At 69.9% G+C, this 15,460-nt stretch carries 14 protein-coding genes; 5 read left to right on the top strand and 9 right to left on the bottom strand.

Features of this window, described 5'->3' with window-relative positions; all coding sequences use genetic code 11:
• Positions 1-18 precede the first annotated feature (18 nt).
• A complete protein-coding gene (locus tag BLQ73_RS15990) occupies positions 19-582 on the top strand; it encodes a cysteine dioxygenase (protein ID WP_093171249.1) in 564 nt (187 codons plus the stop codon).
• A gap of 17 nt (positions 583-599) precedes the next feature.
• Here BLQ73_RS15990 and BLQ73_RS15985 read toward each other — a convergent pair whose 3' ends face one another.
• A complete protein-coding gene (locus tag BLQ73_RS15985; protein WP_093171248.1) occupies positions 600-1,358 on the bottom strand; it encodes a (2Fe-2S)-binding protein in 759 nt (252 codons plus the stop codon).
• A gap of 177 nt (positions 1,359-1,535) precedes the next feature.
• On the opposite strand from BLQ73_RS15985, the gene BLQ73_RS15980 reads away from it, so the two are divergent.
• Positions 1,536-1,826, top strand: coding sequence for a DUF2218 domain-containing protein (locus BLQ73_RS15980; protein WP_218125879.1), 291 nt, complete (start codon positions 1,536-1,538; stop codon positions 1,824-1,826).
• 335 nt (positions 1,827-2,161) lie between these two features.
• Here BLQ73_RS15980 and BLQ73_RS15975 read toward each other — a convergent pair whose 3' ends face one another.
• Entirely contained in the window at positions 2,162-2,737 is a 576-nt protein-coding gene (locus tag BLQ73_RS15975) for a GNAT family N-acetyltransferase (RefSeq protein WP_093171246.1), read from the bottom strand.
• A complete protein-coding gene (locus tag BLQ73_RS15970; RefSeq protein WP_093171245.1) occupies positions 2,734-4,158 on the bottom strand; it encodes an amidohydrolase family protein in 1,425 nt (474 codons plus the stop codon). The genes BLQ73_RS15975 and BLQ73_RS15970 overlap by 4 nt, the downstream gene beginning before the upstream one ends.
• Before the next feature lie 135 nt (positions 4,159-4,293).
• Between BLQ73_RS15970 and BLQ73_RS15965 the strand changes: the two genes are divergently transcribed.
• Entirely contained in the window at positions 4,294-5,208 is a 915-nt protein-coding gene (locus BLQ73_RS15965) for a TetR/AcrR family transcriptional regulator C-terminal domain-containing protein (protein ID WP_093171244.1), read from the top strand.
• On the opposite strand, the gene BLQ73_RS15960 is transcribed toward BLQ73_RS15965, so the two are convergent.
• The gene (locus BLQ73_RS15960) at positions 5,195-5,536 is read right to left on the bottom strand and encodes a substrate-binding domain-containing protein (RefSeq protein ID WP_245691113.1); all 342 of its coding nucleotides are present in this window, start codon (positions 5,534-5,536) and stop codon (positions 5,195-5,197) included. The two genes, BLQ73_RS15965 and BLQ73_RS15960, sit on opposite strands and share 14 nt — an antisense overlap.
• A gap of 131 nt (positions 5,537-5,667) precedes the next feature.
• Here BLQ73_RS15960 and BLQ73_RS15955 point away from each other — a divergent pair, with 131 nt between their 5' ends.
• A complete protein-coding gene (locus tag BLQ73_RS15955; protein ID WP_093171243.1) occupies positions 5,668-5,970 on the top strand; it encodes a DUF2218 domain-containing protein in 303 nt (100 codons plus the stop codon).
• 19 nt (positions 5,971-5,989) lie between these two features.
• On the opposite strand, the gene BLQ73_RS15950 is transcribed toward BLQ73_RS15955, so the two are convergent.
• Together BLQ73_RS15950 and BLQ73_RS15945 are read right to left on the bottom strand one after the other, a co-directional pair.
• Positions 5,990-6,772, bottom strand: coding sequence for an AMP-binding protein (locus BLQ73_RS15950; protein ID WP_176955480.1), 783 nt, complete (start codon positions 6,770-6,772; stop codon positions 5,990-5,992).
• 72 nt (positions 6,773-6,844) lie between these two features.
• Positions 6,845-8,716 carry an ABC transporter ATP-binding protein gene (locus tag BLQ73_RS15945; RefSeq protein ID WP_093171241.1) on the bottom strand — a complete coding sequence of 624 codons (1,872 nt, stop codon included), beginning with the start codon at positions 8,714-8,716 and terminating at the stop codon, positions 6,845-6,847.
• 337 nt (positions 8,717-9,053) lie between these two features.
• On the opposite strand from BLQ73_RS15945, the gene BLQ73_RS15940 reads away from it, so the two are divergent.
• On the top strand, positions 9,054-11,543 hold the full coding sequence (locus BLQ73_RS15940) for an ATP-binding protein (RefSeq protein WP_093171240.1): 2,490 nt from the start codon (positions 9,054-9,056) through the stop codon (positions 11,541-11,543).
• A gap of 297 nt (positions 11,544-11,840) precedes the next feature.
• On the opposite strand, the gene BLQ73_RS15935 is transcribed toward BLQ73_RS15940, so the two are convergent.
• The 3 genes from BLQ73_RS15935 to BLQ73_RS15925 all read right to left on the bottom strand — a co-directional run bounded on the left by BLQ73_RS15935 (position 11,841) and on the right by BLQ73_RS15925 (position 15,385).
• Complete coding sequence (locus BLQ73_RS15935) at positions 11,841-13,304, bottom strand: peptidoglycan D,D-transpeptidase FtsI family protein (protein WP_093171322.1); 1,464 nt, start codon at positions 13,302-13,304, stop codon at positions 11,841-11,843.
• Between the two features lie 302 nt (positions 13,305-13,606).
• On the bottom strand, positions 13,607-14,257 hold the full coding sequence (locus tag BLQ73_RS15930) for a TetR/AcrR family transcriptional regulator (protein ID WP_093171239.1): 651 nt from the start codon (positions 14,255-14,257) through the stop codon (positions 13,607-13,609).
• Positions 14,258-14,758: 501 nt separating this feature from the next.
• The gene (locus tag BLQ73_RS15925) at positions 14,759-15,385 is read right to left on the bottom strand and encodes a VOC family protein (RefSeq protein WP_093171238.1); all 627 of its coding nucleotides are present in this window, start codon (positions 15,383-15,385) and stop codon (positions 14,759-14,761) included.
• Positions 15,386-15,460 lie beyond the last annotated feature (75 nt).

Here is a 15,460-nt window from a genome sequence, read left to right as displayed (position 1 = left end):
CGACCGGGGAGTGCCGCGATGAGCTGGGTGGGACTGCCCGAGCGGGCGCTGGACCGCAGGGAGCTCCACGACCTCGTCGACGGGGTGGCGGCCTCGCCGGAGCTGTGGAAGGAACACGTCGGTTTTCCCGATGCCGAGGACGGGCGGCACTACGTGTCGCTCTACCGGGACGCGTATGTCGACATCTGGCTGCTGTGCTGGCGGCCGGAGGACGACACAGGCTGGCACGACCACGACATCTCCTCGGGAGCGGTGCGCGTGGTCGCGGGAGCGCTCCGCGAGTGCAATCCGCGCATTGGCGGCGAGCACCTGGAAACCGTGGTGAGCGAGGGCGAGTCATTCTCGTTCGGACCTGACCACATCCACCGGCTGACCGGCGCGCTGGAGAGCAGCGTGTCGATCCACGCCTATTCGCCGCCGCTGTGGCGGCTCGGGCAGTATTCGATCAGCGCGACGGGGGTGATGCGCAGGACGTCGGTGAGTTACGCCGACGAGCTGCGCCCCCTGGACGGCGAGGCCGGCCTGGCCTCCCTGGACAGCGAGGCCGACGAGGCCCACGAGCCCGCGGAGAACGTGGCCTGACGAGGCGGGGGTGTGCGCTATCTGGCGAGACAGCAGGTGGCGCACGCCTCCGCGCCCGGCACCTTCACCCACATGCAGCACGTGCGCCGGCGGTAGCCGGTGCCGCTGTCGATGATCTGGATGAGGTTTCTGACCGGCTTGTCGACCAGCCCGAGGAGGGTGGGCACGTCGACGACGGGGTCGCCCGGCAGCTCGGCGGCGTAGGCCCGCAGCGGTTGGACCAGCGCTTCGGCGGTCGATCCCCACAGGGTGCGCTCCCCGACGCGGGACACCGCGTTGATGGCCTTGATCACCGGTGCCTGCACGGCGCGGAGGGACTGCCTGAGGGTCTCCCCGAGATCGCTCACGACGATGGTGCCGGGTGCGCCCGCGAACGCGTCGTCGGGCAGCACGGCCATGGTGACCGCGGTGGAGGCGATGGTCACCCGGCCGTCGTCGGCGATCCGGTAGAGCATGTCCTCGAATCTCGTCAGCGGCACTCTGCGGTTGAGCGCCCAGCCGAGGGTCATGGGCAGCGTCTGCCAGTAGCCGAACCCCTTCCACAGCAGCGCGGCGGCCACGTGGAGGGAGGCGTCCTGGTTGCGCCGGGCGTGGGCCTCGATCAGCCCGCGCAGCTCGTCGTACGGCTCCCGCACGAGGTCGGCCGTGCGCGACCAGTCGGCGCAGGACTCCACCACGAGGCCGGGATGCACGCCGAACGTGCCACCGCGATCCTCGGCGGCCCTGGCCAGCAGGCCGGAGAGCCCGCTGAGCGGACTGTCGGCGACGACGGACATCCAGCACCCCTGTCAGACTCGGCTTAGGTAAGCCTAACCTTAGTTTCAAGACCGGTGGACCCGCCGCCCTCCTGAATGTCCTGCTCTCACGGGCAGGCCGAACAGACCGGTCTCTCACGGCCCCCTGCGGGCCGGAGCGGTAAGGTAAGCCTAATCTAACCGATGGAAGGATCTCCCGTGGAATCGATTGCGACGGTGGCGACGGACCGCCCGGAGCGCTACCTCAAGCAGCTCTGCTCGCACCTCGGCCGCAAGATCCAGGCCGACTACACCGAGACGGAGGGCCACCTCACGTTCGACATGGGCCGGGGCGTGGTGTCGGCGGGCGAGGGCGTGCTCACCATGCGGGCGATCGCGGACGACGCCGAGAGCCTCGCCATCGTGGAGGACATCATCGGACGCCACCTCGAAGGCTTCGGACAGCGCGACAACCTCAAGGTCATCTGGCAGTTCGTCCCCACGCTCTGACACGCACACGCTCTGACACGCACACGCTCTGACATGCACATGCTCTGACACTCACAGGCTCAGCCGGCCTCTGACATGCTCTGACGCGAACCCCCGCCCACGCCCGCGCCGTGTGCCCCGGGTCACGTTTCCCGGACCGGGCTACCCGCCGAGGGCGGTGGAGACGCCGCGCGGTGAGCCCCTTCCGGGATCCGCCCTCCTGCGCCGGACGGCGTGGGCGACACCGCGACGCCACCGGGTTGGCCAACGTGCGCTCGGGGCGGCAGCCTCGCACACCAGCGGGAGACCATCCCGTCCGCGTAAGCCGGTCGCGGGGGCCTCGCCGCCAATGGCGGTCAGGCGCGACGTCGCGGCTCGCGCAGCATCGGCCAGATGGTGGGGCCGTCGGGAAAGACGATCGGGTCTCCGAGCGGCTCGAACGCATGCCGTTCGTACAGCCTCACGTTTTGCGGCGAGCCCGCTTCCAGGAAAACGGGCAGGCCGGCGTCGTCGGCTCGCGTGAGGCCGCGGGCGAGCAGGGAGGAACCGATGCCGAGCCCTTGACTGTCTGGGTGCACGCCGAGGAACTGCAAGTAAAGGTGATCGCGGCCACTCGGGTGCCGGGGGGCGGTGAGCTCCACGTATTTCCTCAGGCGGAAAGGCAGGTGCGTTGGCGGCTCGGCCTGCGGGTCATCCGCGGGCCATGGGAGCCATACCGCCGCCGCGACCTCGTCCAGAACGTCAAGACCACCGACAGCGGCAGATTCGGCCACCACGGACTCGAACAGCCGGCTGGAGGTGGACGGCATGAGCCAGCGGATGAGGTCGTCCTTGGAGAACGCGGCGGTGAGCACGCGTACGGCGCGCCTGGCGGCGTCCTCCGATGCCTGGTCGTGGTCGCCGGGGTCTGCCGGCATAGCGTCGCGCCTCATCGCGCGCTCTCCTCCTCCGGCGTGGCCGCCGCGATGTCAGCCGCGGTCTCAAGAAGTCGCCGACGCTCGTCCGGCCCGACGTACCGGCCGGCGGCGACGACCGCGTGGATGCGCCGGGTGTTCCGGATGTCGGCCAGTGGGTCGGCGGAAAGGATCACGAGGTCGGCCGCCTTGCCCGGCTCGACCGTCCCGGATGTCCGCTCACAACCGAGGAACCTGGCGGGTTCGAGTGTCGCGGTCTGGAGGGCGCGCATCGGCGTCAGCCCGGCGCCGACCATGAACTCGAGCTCATCGTGCAGCGCGAAGCCCGGGAACAGGCCGGGGGTGACCGCGTCCGTACCGGCCAGCAACCGCACGCCCGCCTCGTCCATGGCCGCGACCGCCGCCCGCCGATGGTCGAACAGCATGCGCCGCTTCGCCGCCTCGTCGGCACTTCGTCCTCCGCCATGGAAGATCTGGTCCCGGACGAATGACCATATGGCAGGCGTATCAGGGGTCATGTAGGCGAGCCGTTCGTCGTCCAGCCGCATCCACTCCGGCAGGTCGACCGCCGCGTGCATGGTGAGCGTCGGGCAGTAGGCGACGTCCTCGGCGACCATGCGCTCGAACAGCGCCGCGGCGGACGCCGGACTGTAACGCCCTACCGACTCCCACTCCACCTCGTTGATCCGCCTGAACCAGTCGGCGTAGTAGAAGCCGGGCTGAGGGGAGATCCTGGCCATGGCGGCCTCCAGCCGCTCCACGTCGTCGGAGGTGGCCGGCCACAGGCCGTGGACGTGTTCGAAGGACCGCTGGCCCGAGCCGATCTGCTCCGCGAGCGGCACCCGGTCCGACCGGTGGCCGACGACTGTCATGTCCTGCCTGGCGGCCTCCCGCAGCAGCGCGAAATACGGCTCACGCTCCAGCCGGGAGTACACCTTCACGAAGTCGGCCCCGCCGTCTCTGGCCGCACTCACGGCACGCCTGGCCTCCGCCTCGGTGGTGACCGTGGTGATCGGTGCATCTATGGGGACGTCCTCCCACAGGGCGGGAGATCCGTCCACGATCGGGCCGGCGATGAACGAGCGAGGTCCGAGCATTTCGCCGGCAGACGTCCGTCGCCGCCATTCGTGGAGGTACGGTTTCCCCCACATCTCGCGGACCGTCGTCACGCCGTTGGCGATGTAGACCGCGGGGAAGTGCCGTTCGTCATCCCCGGCCGACTCGCTGTGCACATGCATGTCGGTCAGGCCCGGCAGTACGTGCCGCCCACTCAGGTCATGGATCCTGGCCCCGGGCGGGATCACGACGTGCGGCTCGGGACCCACCGCCGCGATCGTGCCGTCGACCACGAGGACGGTCTGGTCCGGTTGAGACGGGCCGCCGGTGACGTCGATCACGGTGACATGGGTGAGAGCCAGGGGTGTTCTGTCGTGGGTCATGTATACACCGTATGGATGGGCGAAAAGACCGGGTAGCCACGGCAGTGCACTTGCTCAACCGTACTGCTGGCTAGGTGCTGAACTCCCAGCCTCGGATCCGAGGCGACCTCCGTCCGAACTAGTACAGTTGGGCCCGTGACAGTGGAGGATGACGAACTGCGGCCGGCCCAGCGCGTGGCTGTCGAGCTCCGCCGGAAGATCGTCGAAGGCGTGCTGCGCCCCGGGGAACGGGTGCCCTCGACACGGCAGATCGTGCGCGACTTCGGCGTCGCGATGGCGACCGCGAGCCGCGCGCTCACCCTGCTCCGGGACGAGGGCCTCATCGTCACCAGACCCGGCTCGGGCAGTGTGGTGCGGGCCGCCGCGCCCCGCGCCCCACATGCTCCACGGCTTTCGCCCCGCGAGCTGACGAGGCCGGGGATCGTCGCGACGGCCATCGCGCTCGCCGACCGCGAAGGGATCGACGCGGTCTCCATGCGCGGTCTCGCGGGCCGGTTCGGCGTGACGCCGATGTCCCTCTATCACCATGTTTCCGGCCGCGATGAGCTCGAACTCCTCATGATCCGCTCGGTGTTCCGTGCCGAACCGCTGACGACGGCCGCTCCCGCGGGGTGGCGCGAGCAACTGGAGCAGGTGTACCGACTGCAGTGGCGTCTCTACCGCCGCCACCACTGGCTGGCCGAACTTGTGCCTCTGACGAGGCCGCCCCTCGTCCCCGAGGCGATGGCGCACAGCGAGCGGACCCTCCACGCGCTCACGCGGGCCGGCCTCTCGCGGGCCGAACGCAACCGCGCGACGTTCGCCCTCCCGGCTCTCGTGCGCGGCCTCGCGTTGGCCGCGGCGGACGAGCTGCGGGCGGAGCGCGAGACGCGCATGCGCACGGCCGAGTGGTGGACGGCGATAGACGCCGAGGCCCAGCAATGGTTTCGGTCAGGGCGCTTTCCCCGTCTCGCGGCCGAGGGAGAGCAGTTGGCCACCGATGACATGGACGCCCTGTTCGAGCATTCTCTCGCGCGCTACCTCGACGGGCTCGCGGTCATGGCCAAGTGATATCAGGGCCCCGCCGCTTAGGGAATCCGGCCGAATATGACCAGGACCCAAGGTCTGCGCGGTCACGTTCGCCGCGGCTGGTCTCGAGCTCGTCCGAGAGTGCTTGAGAACGGAGAAAGTCGGCGTCGACGGCCTCCACCACCAGCCGTACGGCGGCGCGCACGATGCCGTCGATGTCCCAGTTGACACTGGTGAGCCCGGGCGTGAGCAGAGCGGACATCGGATGGTCGTCGTAACCCATGACGGAGACGTCATCGGGGATGCGCAGGCCCCGTTCGGCCTCCGCGGCGTAAACCCCGTAGGCGATGGGGTCGGCGAAGCAGAACACCGCCTCGGGCCGCTTCCCCGCGGGCCCGTCGAGGAGTGCGCCGGCGACCTACTCACGTGGACAGGGCAGGCAGACCAGTCCCACGAGGCCCTTGCGGACCTTCGGCCAGTAAGGTAAGCCTAATCTAACCGATTGGAGGTGCGAAGGTCGCGACCCAGCGCCCCGAGCGCTACCTCAAGCAACTCTGCTCCCACCTTGGCCGCAAGATCCACGCGGACTACACCGAGACCGAGGGCCACCTCACCTTCGACATGGGCCAAGGCGTCATAGGCAAAGGCGTCGTCTCCGCGGGCGAGGGAGTACTCACCTTGAAGGCCATCGCGGACGACGCCGAGAACCTCGCCGTGGTGGAGGACATCATGGGAAGCCACCTTGAAGGCTTCGGGCAGCGTGACAACCTGAAGGTCGTCTGGGAGCTCGTCCCCTCGCTCTGAGGCGCGTCCTGCGGACGGCTCACAGACGGGTGATCTCGCCCCCCGGCAGAGTGATCACCGTGACGCCGAAGTCGTGGGCGGTTCCCGCCAGCTCGGCCCCGCTCCCCCCGGGGGCGGCGACGACCAGACACCCTTTGCCGAGGGCCAGTCCGACCAGCGCCGGCAGGTCGGGGTCGCCGTCCGGCTGCCAGGTGACCAGCACGACATCGGACTCGGTGAGAACAGTCCCGCCGTCCAACTCCGCCATTCTGCCGAGCAGGTCGCGATGGGTCAGCACCTGTCCGTCGACGGCCGTCAACGCGGGCTGGGTATTCGGATCGAGCACCGGCAGCGGCCCCGGCTCCATGTCGAGCAGATCCCGGAAGGCCACCGTGTCGACCGCCGCGCCGAAAGAGACGACCTGCCGCACCCGGCTGTCCTCGGCCAGCCTGACCGCCGCCCCGGCCAGGTCGGGGCCCGTGATCAGCATCCTGGCGTCCACATCCACCAGCCGCCGCGCCGTCTCACACTCCTGCGCCCCGACCGCGAGGAGTACGGCACAGCCCCCGGCGGCGATCGTCGCCTGCACCGCCACGGTCTGGAACGCCACCGTGCCGACGTATACACCGACCGCCTGCCCGCGGGGCGCTCCCCGCCGGACCAGTGCGGAGGCCGCACGCGTCACATCGGACAGCAGGCGGCGGTAGCCGTACATGACTCCCCCGCCGAGGTCGACCAGGGCCGGCCGGTCGCCTCTCTCGTGGGCCCGGCCGAGCACGTGCTGGAGCACGGTGCCGGTCGCGGGCGGGGTGAGGGGCATCATGCCGTGACCGTATGACGCGATCGCCGGCGGCGGCATCGGCAGATGTATGTATGCCGATGTGTATTCCCCCAGTCAGGAGTAGGCGTCGGCCTGAAGCGTGTACAGCTCGGCGTAGACCCCTTCCTTGTCCATCAGCTCCTGGTGGGCGCCCTCCTCGATGACCACTCCGCGGTCGAGGACGTAGATGCGGTCGGCGTAGCGGACGCTGGCGAGCCGGTGGGTGATGAGGAGCACCGTACGGCCGTCGGCGTGGCGGCGCACCCGTTCGAACAGGGCGTGCTCGGCCCGGGCGTCGAGGGCGGCGGTGGGTTCGTCGCAGATGAGCAGCGGCGCCTCGCGGTGGAATCCCCGGGCGACCGCGACGCGCTGCCACTGCCCGCCGGAGAGCTCGTGGCCCTCCTTGAAGCGCCGGTCCAACAGCGTGTCGTATCCGTGGGGCAGTTCGGCGGCGACCTGGTCGGCGCCGGCGACCTCGGCAGCGGCCAGCATCGCCGCCTCTCCGCGGTCGGTTCCCATGGTGATGTTGTGGCGGACCGAAAGCGGCCAGTGGGTGTGGTCCTGGGCGATGACGGCGATGCCGCGGCGCAGGGCGTCGGTGTCGACGTGGGCCAGGTCGCGGTCGTCCCACAGCACCCGCCCGCCCTCGGGCGCGTAGAGTCCCGCCAGCACCTTGGAGAGGGTCGTCTTGCCGGAGCCGTTCTCCCCGACCAGCGCGATGATCTCGCCCTTGTCGATGTGCAGGGACACCCCGCGCAGGGCGGGCGTCTCGGCCCCGGGGTAGGAGAACGTGATGTCGTCGACCGTGATCCGCTCGAAGGCCGCCGGGGTGTCGGCGGAGGGCACGCCGGGCAGGCGGCGTTCGGCCTCGGCGCAGAACTCCACGTAGTCCGTGAAGTACAGCCCTTCCTCGTAGAGCCGGTTGGTGGCGTACATCAGGTTCTGCAGGGAACCCTGCCCCGATCTGATGGCGAGTACGGCGGTGCCGGCGACCGCCAGCGGCACGATCCCGAGGCCCAGCAGCAGGCCGAGCGCCACGTAGACGGCCAGCGTGCCGACCCCGCCGAGCGCCTCGCCGACGAGCCTGGCGACGGTCTGCCGGCCTGCCACGTCCAGCATGACGTTCTGTTCGGCGCGGGCCACGGTGTCGTACATCCGCATCAGGAAGCCGCGCATGTTGAACGAGCGCACCTCGGCGGCGGCTTCCCGCCGGGCCATCAGGTCGGCCAGGATCCATTTCCGCCGCCGTGCCGGGATGAGCGCGTAGCTCATCTCGTAGTTCATGCGGGCCGAACGGATGGCGGCCCACCCGTCGGGCAGCACGGCGATCACGAGCAGCGGCAGGAGCACCGGGTGCAGCAGGCCGAGCACGCCGCCGGCGGCGAGGATGCCGGTGAGGGCGGTGAGGGTGTCCAGCGTGGTGTCGACGACGGCGTCGGGCCCGTCGACGCCTCGGTTGCGGGCGCGCTGCAGCGCGTCGTGGAAGTCGGGGTCGTCGTAGGCGGCGAGCTCGACCTGGCTGGTCAGGCCGTACATCCTCTCCTCGGCGATGCGGGCCACCTGCGGCCGGAGCCTGGCCTGGGAGAAGCCCGCGCCGGCTTGGAGGGCCGTACGGAGCACCGCGGCGGTGGCGACGAGGATCAGGCTGGGCAGTGCGGCTCTGATCCGTTCAGGCGTGGGGCCCACGCTGAAGAGGGCTTCCAGCACGCCGGTGGTGGCGAGGAGGCCGAAGGCGGTGAAGACTCCGCTGAGCAGGTTGAGCGTGATCACGGCGATGGTGTCGCGCGGGCCCGCCTCCCAGGCCATGCCGAGCGCCCGGCGGATCAGCGAGGGCAGTTTCCTGGCAATGGCGACAAATCCGATATCCGATAGGTTTCCGGATAACGCAAACCAGTTGGGCGTTTTCAGTTCCGGCAGTTCCGCTGTATTCACCTGTGTGTCCGCCATGATTGAAGTTTGCGATGGCGGACGCTAATTAGCCACTCCTTATTTATCCGGCCTGGCACAGCCCGTCGGGGAGAGCCGACATCGAGCAGGCCGGCGAGACCGGCACCCTAATCGGCAATATGACGAGAAATGTTTCAAGCGCCACGGGATCTCCGGATTTTGGAGGCACGATCGTGTATGGATGACATCTAGCTCCGACGGACTCCGAAAAGGTACCGTCCGAAAACACCTTTGTCTGGGCGAGGCGAGTAATCGATGTCACACTTTCGGTGACCGGCGCCATTGCTCCATCCCTGCACCGCCTGTGCCACCGACCCCCACAGACCATTAAGGGCCGATGACTCCTGACACCGATCTCCCGATAGAGCCGAACGCTTTCGTCGGCCGCGAGGCCGACATCGACGAACTCGCACAGTTGATGACCGCGACCCGCATGGTGACGCTGTGCGGTCCGGGAGGCATCGGCAAGACCCGCCTCGCCATCCGGGTGGCCACCCGGCTCCGCGACGGAACCCGCAGCGTGCGGCTCGTCGACCTGGCCGACGCCGAACACGTCACAGATCCGGGAAGCAGGCTCGCCCTCGCCCTCGGCGTCGACCACGACGGCGACAGACCACTCCTTTCCACCCTCATCGACGCGATCGGCGCACGGGACTACCTCCTGGTGTTCGACAACTGCGAAACCGTCGTCGACACATGCGCACGGCTGTGCCAGCGGCTCCTCGACGCCTGCCCGGGACTGCGCGTGCTCGCCACCAGCCGGGAGCCCCTGCGCGTGCCCTCCGAGACCGTCTGGCGCGTGCCTCCCCTGTCGCTGCCCCCGGACGACCGGCCCGTCCGCGCCGCCGAAGCCGCCGCCTGCGAAGCCGTCCGGCTGTTCCGCGTGCGGGCTGGCGCGGCGGGCTGCGAGATCCCCCTCACCGACGACAACGCCGCCGACGTGAGCCGCATCTGCGTCGCCCTCGACGGCATGCCCCTCGCCATCGAACTCGCCGCCGGGATGACACGCGTGCTTTCGGTCGGCCAGATCGTCGCCCGGCTCGGCGACCGGTTCCGGCTGCTGTCCCAGGGGGACCGTACGGCACCGGCCCGCCAGCGCACCCTCCGCGCGACCGTCGAGTGGAGCTACCACCTGCTCGCACCCGAGGAGCGGCTGCTGCTGCGCCGATGCACCGCGCTCTACGGAGGGTGGACCATCGACCTGGCCGAACGGGTCTGCCCGGGCGACGGCATCGGCCTGCGCGACGTACTCCCCCTGCTCACCGGCCTGGTCGACAAGTCGCTGGTGGTCGTGGACGGCGAAGTGGACAGGCAGGCGCGCTACCGCCTGCCGGAGACCATACGGGAGTACGCCCGCGAGCAACTGGCCGCGGCGGGCGAGGAGGACGCGCTGCTGCGCAGGCACCGCGACGCGATCGCGGCCGTCACCGGCGAGATGCGCGATGCGCTCAGACCGGGCCGGCTCCAGCCGGGGAGCGTCATCCACGCCATGGCTGGCCGACTCGCCGCCCTCGCGCCCAACGTCGTCGCAGCCGTCCAATGGTCGATCGCCATGGGCGAGGCGGAACCCGCGCTGCGCATCCTCACCGACATCCGCTACACCCTGCTCGGCACCGGCCGCATCTTCGGCGACGCGGCGGACCTCCTCGACGCGGCGCTCCGCCTTGACGCCCCCGGCATGCCGCCGCACCTGCGCGGACAGGCCCTCATCCTGCGCGGCGACCTCGCCCTTGCCCGAGGCGAGGCCGTCGAGGCGCGGAGGTACGGCGAAGCCGGCCTCGCCCTGTGCCGCGAAGCCGACGACGCCTACGGCGAGTCGGTGGGCTGCGTGCTGCGGGCACTGGCCACGGGCGACGACGCCCCTCTCGACACCGCCGCCGCGATCAGCCGCGGATCCGGGGACATCCTCGTCGAATCAACCGTGCACAACGCGCGCGGCTCACTCGCCCTCGCCCACGGCCGCCTCCGCGAGGCCCAACGCTGCTACGAAGAGACCCTCAAGCTCCTCGCGCCGCTCGACGTCAGGTACGGCATGGCGCACGGACACATCGGCCTCGCCCAAGTCGCCGGGCGCCGGGGCGACCTCGCAGGCGCCCGGCGACACTACGAGAGCGGACTCGACCTGCTGCAGAACCTCAACGCGCGCCAGCAGGTCATCCGCTGCCTGTCGGGGCTCGGCGGGATCGCCCTGCGCCAAGGCGACGTCGCCGAGGCGCGGCACAGGCTGACCGACGCGCTCGTCCTGAGCAGAGACGCCGGGCTGCGGCCCGGCATCGCCCGCCGATTAGAGCTCTATTCGACATTGGTCGCGAAAGAGGGAGACCTGCCGCGCAGCGTCCTCCTCGCGGCGGCGTCGGTGTCGCTCAGGGCAAGCGCGGGCGCACACTCCCCCGGTCTCGGGGCACGCCTGGAGGAACTCCTCGCACCCGCCCGCCGTGAACTGGGCGAACCCCTCGTCACCCGACTCTGGACCGCGGGCAGCGCCATGACCACCGACCAGGCCGTCGACTGCGCGCTGGAAGGCACCCGGCCGGACAAGGCCGCCGCCGTACCGTCCGCCGCCGCGGCCTCCGCCACGCCGGCCTCCGCCACGCCGACCTCCGCTGCACCGGCTTCGCCCCCGGCGAGCACCCTCACCGCGCGAGAGCGGGAGGTCGCCGGCCTGGTGGTCCGCGGCCTCGGCAACAAGGCCATCGCCGACGAACTCGTCATCAGCCCGGCCACCGCCGCCCGGCACATGGCCAACATTCTCGGCAAGCTCGGTTTCAGCTCACGTACACAGGTCGCGGCGTGGATGCTCGAATCCCAACGGCGGGAAAAACCATGACGTACACACCCTGGGCGTGACGGATACATACGCGGATACGCATCTCAGTGCATGTGGGGGCCGACCTACCGCGCTTACGGTTGTCACCAGTGGCCGACCGGCACCGTGTCACGGTAGCCCACACCGGTCGGCCCACCGGGTCGTCGTGCCGCCCTCACCACAGTGGGGCCTCCTCGGAGGGGTGGAGTCCCCGCCGCGGGCGCGCGCGACAGCGGGCTCGGGTCGCGCAGGATCCGAGCCCGCTCCCGGCCCGCCGTACAACGTGACAGGAAGGCGGCCTCACGCGCCTCACGCGCCTCACGACGCGGAAAGCGCGGCGCGTATGACCGCACGGGCGATCGGCGCGGCCACCTTGCCTCCGGCGCCGCCCTCCTCGACCAGCACCCCCACCGCCACCCGCGGATCGCCCGCCGGGGCGAAAGCCGAGATGAGCGCGTGACTCCGGCCGCCCTCGGCGTTCTCCGCCGTGCCGGTCTTCGCCGCCACCTTCACCCCCCGAACGGCGGCTGCCCTCCCCGTGCCGCCGCGCTGGGTGACCTTCACCATCATCGCCGTCAACGCGTCGGCGACCTCCTCGCTCATGGTGTCGCGGTAACGGGACGGCTCGGCGCTGTCGATCACGGCGCCGTCAGGAAGGAGCACCTCCTCGACGAGGTACGGGCGCATGAGCACCCCGCCGTTGGCCACCGCCGCCGACAGCATCGCGACCATCAGGGGCGTGGCCCTGACGTCGTACTGCCCGATCGCCGCCATCGCGGACTGCGCCTTATCCATCTTCGCGGGGAAGCCGCTGACCGCCACCGGCATCGGCACCACAAGGTCGTCAGCATTGAACCCGAACCGCTCGGCCTGCGCCCGAAGCCTGCGCTGGCCCAGGTCAAGCCCGATGCCCGCGAAGGCGGTGTTGCAGGACGCCTGGAAAGCGTAGGTCAGCGACGGCTCGCCGTCACCGCACGCCGCCCCCTCCGCATTGCGCAGCGACACGCGGGTGCCGGGCAGGCGGAGCGCGACCGGAGCGCGTACGCCACCGCCCGGACTGTAATCGCCGGACCGGAGCGCCGCCGCACCAGTCACGATCTTGAACGTCGACCCCGGTGGGAACGTGCGCGCCAGGGCCCGGTTCAGCAGCGGCTGAGCCGGGTCCGACTGCATCCGCCGATCAGTCGCGACCAGCCCTTTCATGTCGACATCCGCGAAAGCCGCAGGATCGAACGACGGGTAGGAGGCCATCGCGAGGATCGCCCCGGTCGCCGGATTGAGCGCCACCACCGCGCCGGCCCGACCCGTCGCCCGCAGCCCCTCATAGGCGGCCCGCTGAATACGCCCGTCGACCGTCAGCTTCAGCGACGCCCCCGCCATCACCCCACCCCTAGCCAACGACCGCACCCTCACCCTCGCCGCGGTGCCCGCCAGCACGGCATCCTCGGCCCTCTCCAACCCGGCACGGCTGAAGAACGACAGATAGCCGGTCACCGGAGCGAAAACCCGCCCCGCCGGGTAAGCCCTTCGATACCTATACGTCGACCTGAGCGTCCGCACACTCTCGGCGATCACCGTGCCGTCCCGCAGCAGGAGCCGCCCCCTGGGGTGGTCGAACCTCGCGATCAGAGCGCGAACATTTCGCTTGTCCTCCCGCAGCCGCTCGGCTTCGAACGCCTGGATCACCGTCACCCTGCCAAGCAGCGCGAACAACATCACCCCGCACACCACGGCCACCCGCCGGAGCGGGATATTGATCCGTTCCGCCCGTGGCCCGACCATCCCCCACCCCCGATCCGCCTTCCGGTCTAACAGCCCGACCGGAAAGCGCCACTCCACTCCACCCACGTGGCACGCAAAGCCCCCCGCCCCTACCTATCGGGAGTCGGCCACGTGCGGGTTACGTATTCGGGAGTTGCCCGTTTCGGCCCGTCTCCGTTCGGGAGTCACCCAGCCAGGGAGCGCGAGGGGGCGCCGGTGCTTGGACTGAGGAGCGCCGGGAGCGCAGCGACCAGAGCGACGAGGGAAAGCACCGGGTCAAGAGCCCCCTCGCCGCGACGCGCAGCGTCGCTATAAAAGGGCGGTCAGGCGAGATGGCCGGCGAGGTAGCGGCGGAGGAGGAGTTTGCATTCCGCGATCAGCTCTGGGGCGCCTTGGGGGTTGAGGCGGAATGCCAGTTTGAGCACGGCGTCGGCGGCTTCGACGGCGACGAGAAGGGCTCGTTCGAGGTCGGGGCCGGCGGGGGCGTTGAACGTTTCGACAGCGAGTCGGCGGAGGCGTTCGGCGACGACGGCGTTGTTTTCCATTACGGCGTCGAGCATGTGGTGGGTGCCTTTGAGTGCGGGCCCGCCGGGGCTGGGGAGCACTTCGCCGAAGTCGACGACGGCGAATCCGGGACGGGATTGTTTCATGGCGACGAACTCGTCGACTGCCAGGTCGATGATGCCGGTCCAGTTGGGCGGGCCGTTGTCGGGGAGTCTGCCGATGACGCGTTCCAGAAATGCTTCGAGGTTGCGGAGCGCGAGCGCCCGAACCAGTGCCTGCTTGTCGGAGAAGAACTGGTAGAAGGTTCCGATCGGCACCTCGGCTCTTCGCGCCACCTCTTTGGTGGTCAGCGCGTCATAACCCACTTCGTCCAACAGGTGCGCACATTCGTCCAGCATGCGTTCGACCCGTTCCAGGCTGCGGCGCTGGGCGGGGCGACGGCGCAAGGTTCCTCCGGAGACGCTCGTCATGGAACCATCATCCTCCCTTTTCGACCTACGGAGCGGTAACGTGAGGTCACCTCATATGCGCGCCCGCACGACAAGCTTTTTCCACGCCATCTCACGAGCTGCAGACGAAAATGCTCGCGTGAACGCACTTTTCTCGCAATATGTAGACGAGGCCAGGTGCACATCTAAAGCGAGCGCCGACTACGTACAGCAGGCCACCCGCATCGACATTTCGGCGAAACGGCAATGAGCTCTGGGGGGCGAACTACCCCCTTACCTGAATGCCACCTGTGAAAACCGGAGAGAGCTTTACTCCGGCGCCATGCGGGCACGCCGCATCGCGGTGCCGTGACGCCGGAGGGGGCGCGGCACCGGCTTCGACGCCCGTGGCGTACGAATGCGGGCGGTGGCGCTCCGGCCGACACCGCCAGGCGCTCCGGAGACAGGGCGTGACGCGGCGCCACCGCGCGAAAGCGCACGATGACGCGGGAAGGTCGATGCGGAAAGGTTGACGCGGGAAGGTTATTGCACGCTGCCGGAGAGCTTTTCCTGATCACCACGGTGTGCGGCGTCCGCAGGCTCCGAGACATCCGCACGGTCCGCGCGATCCGCTGAGCCGTCGTGGGCGTCGGACGCGTCGGGGCCGTCCGGCCGGACCGCCTGCTCGCCCCGCTCGGCGCTGTCCGCCCCCTGGGCGATGTCGGCCGCCGGGGAGCTCGCCGCGGCGTCCGGTTGCGCTTGCCGTACGCTCACGAGAGCCCACCGGTGGCCCTCGATGTCGCGGACGATGCCGTATCTCTCGCCTCCCGGCTCGCCTTCGAGCGGCAGCTCGACCTCTCCGCCGGCTTCGATCGCGGCCTCGAACACCGGGGCGGGGTCGTCGTAGCGGAGGGTGAGCAGGACGGGGCTGCCTCCCAAGGAGGCCGGGGACGGCGAATAGTCGTAGTGCACCGATTCTTCGCCGACCAGCACCGAGACGTCGCCGAACACGAGCTCGGCGATCGCCGGCCGCTCTCCGGAGAGGGCATCGCCCCGCAGTTCACGTGCGCCGAACACGCGCTCGTAGTAAGCGACCGCGGTGTCGAGATCACGGACGGTCAGGTGCGCGATGAGGTCGCGCGGCGGGGGTGGCACCCTTCCACTGAACATCTTTCATCCTTGTAGGGGCAGAGGCGATCCCAACCAGCTCAGGGCTGATCGGCACGGCCAACCGGGGAGTCATGG

This window comes from Sinosporangium album (assembly GCF_900100605.1).
Classification (GTDB): Bacteria; Actinomycetota; Actinomycetes; order Streptosporangiales; family Streptosporangiaceae; genus Sinosporangium; species Sinosporangium album.
The sequence above is the reverse complement of the archived record's forward strand: the minus strand, read 5'-3'. Positions and strand labels throughout refer to the sequence as shown.

What these genes read in the sequence shown, in the direction of transcription:
- BLQ73_RS15925 (WP_093171238.1), bottom strand. Translation starts at nt 15,385, where the DNA reads ATGTTCAGTGGAAGGGTGCCACCCCCGCCGCGCGACCTCATCGCGCAC.
- BLQ73_RS15990 (WP_093171249.1), top strand. Translation starts at nt 19, where the DNA reads ATGAGCTGGGTGGGACTGCCCGAGCGGGCGCTGGACCGCAGGGAGCTC.
- BLQ73_RS15935 (WP_093171322.1), bottom strand. Translation starts at nt 13,304, where the DNA reads ATGGTCGGGCCACGGGCGGAACGGATCAATATCCCGCTCCGGCGGGTG.
- BLQ73_RS15930 (WP_093171239.1), bottom strand. Translation starts at nt 14,257, where the DNA reads ATGACGAGCGTCTCCGGAGGAACCTTGCGCCGTCGCCCCGCCCAGCGC.
- BLQ73_RS15975 (WP_093171246.1), bottom strand. Translation starts at nt 2,737, where the DNA reads ATGAGGCGCGACGCTATGCCGGCAGACCCCGGCGACCACGACCAGGCA.
- BLQ73_RS15970 (WP_093171245.1), bottom strand. Translation starts at nt 4,158, where the DNA reads ATGACCCACGACAGAACACCCCTGGCTCTCACCCATGTCACCGTGATC.
- BLQ73_RS15950 (WP_176955480.1), bottom strand. Translation starts at nt 6,772, where the DNA reads ATGATGCCCCTCACCCCGCCCGCGACCGGCACCGTGCTCCAGCACGTG.
- BLQ73_RS15985 (WP_093171248.1), bottom strand. Translation starts at nt 1,358, where the DNA reads ATGTCCGTCGTCGCCGACAGTCCGCTCAGCGGGCTCTCCGGCCTGCTG.
- BLQ73_RS15940 (WP_093171240.1), top strand. Translation starts at nt 9,054, where the DNA reads ATGACTCCTGACACCGATCTCCCGATAGAGCCGAACGCTTTCGTCGGC.
- BLQ73_RS15945 (WP_093171241.1), bottom strand. Translation starts at nt 8,716, where the DNA reads ATGGCGGACACACAGGTGAATACAGCGGAACTGCCGGAACTGAAAACG.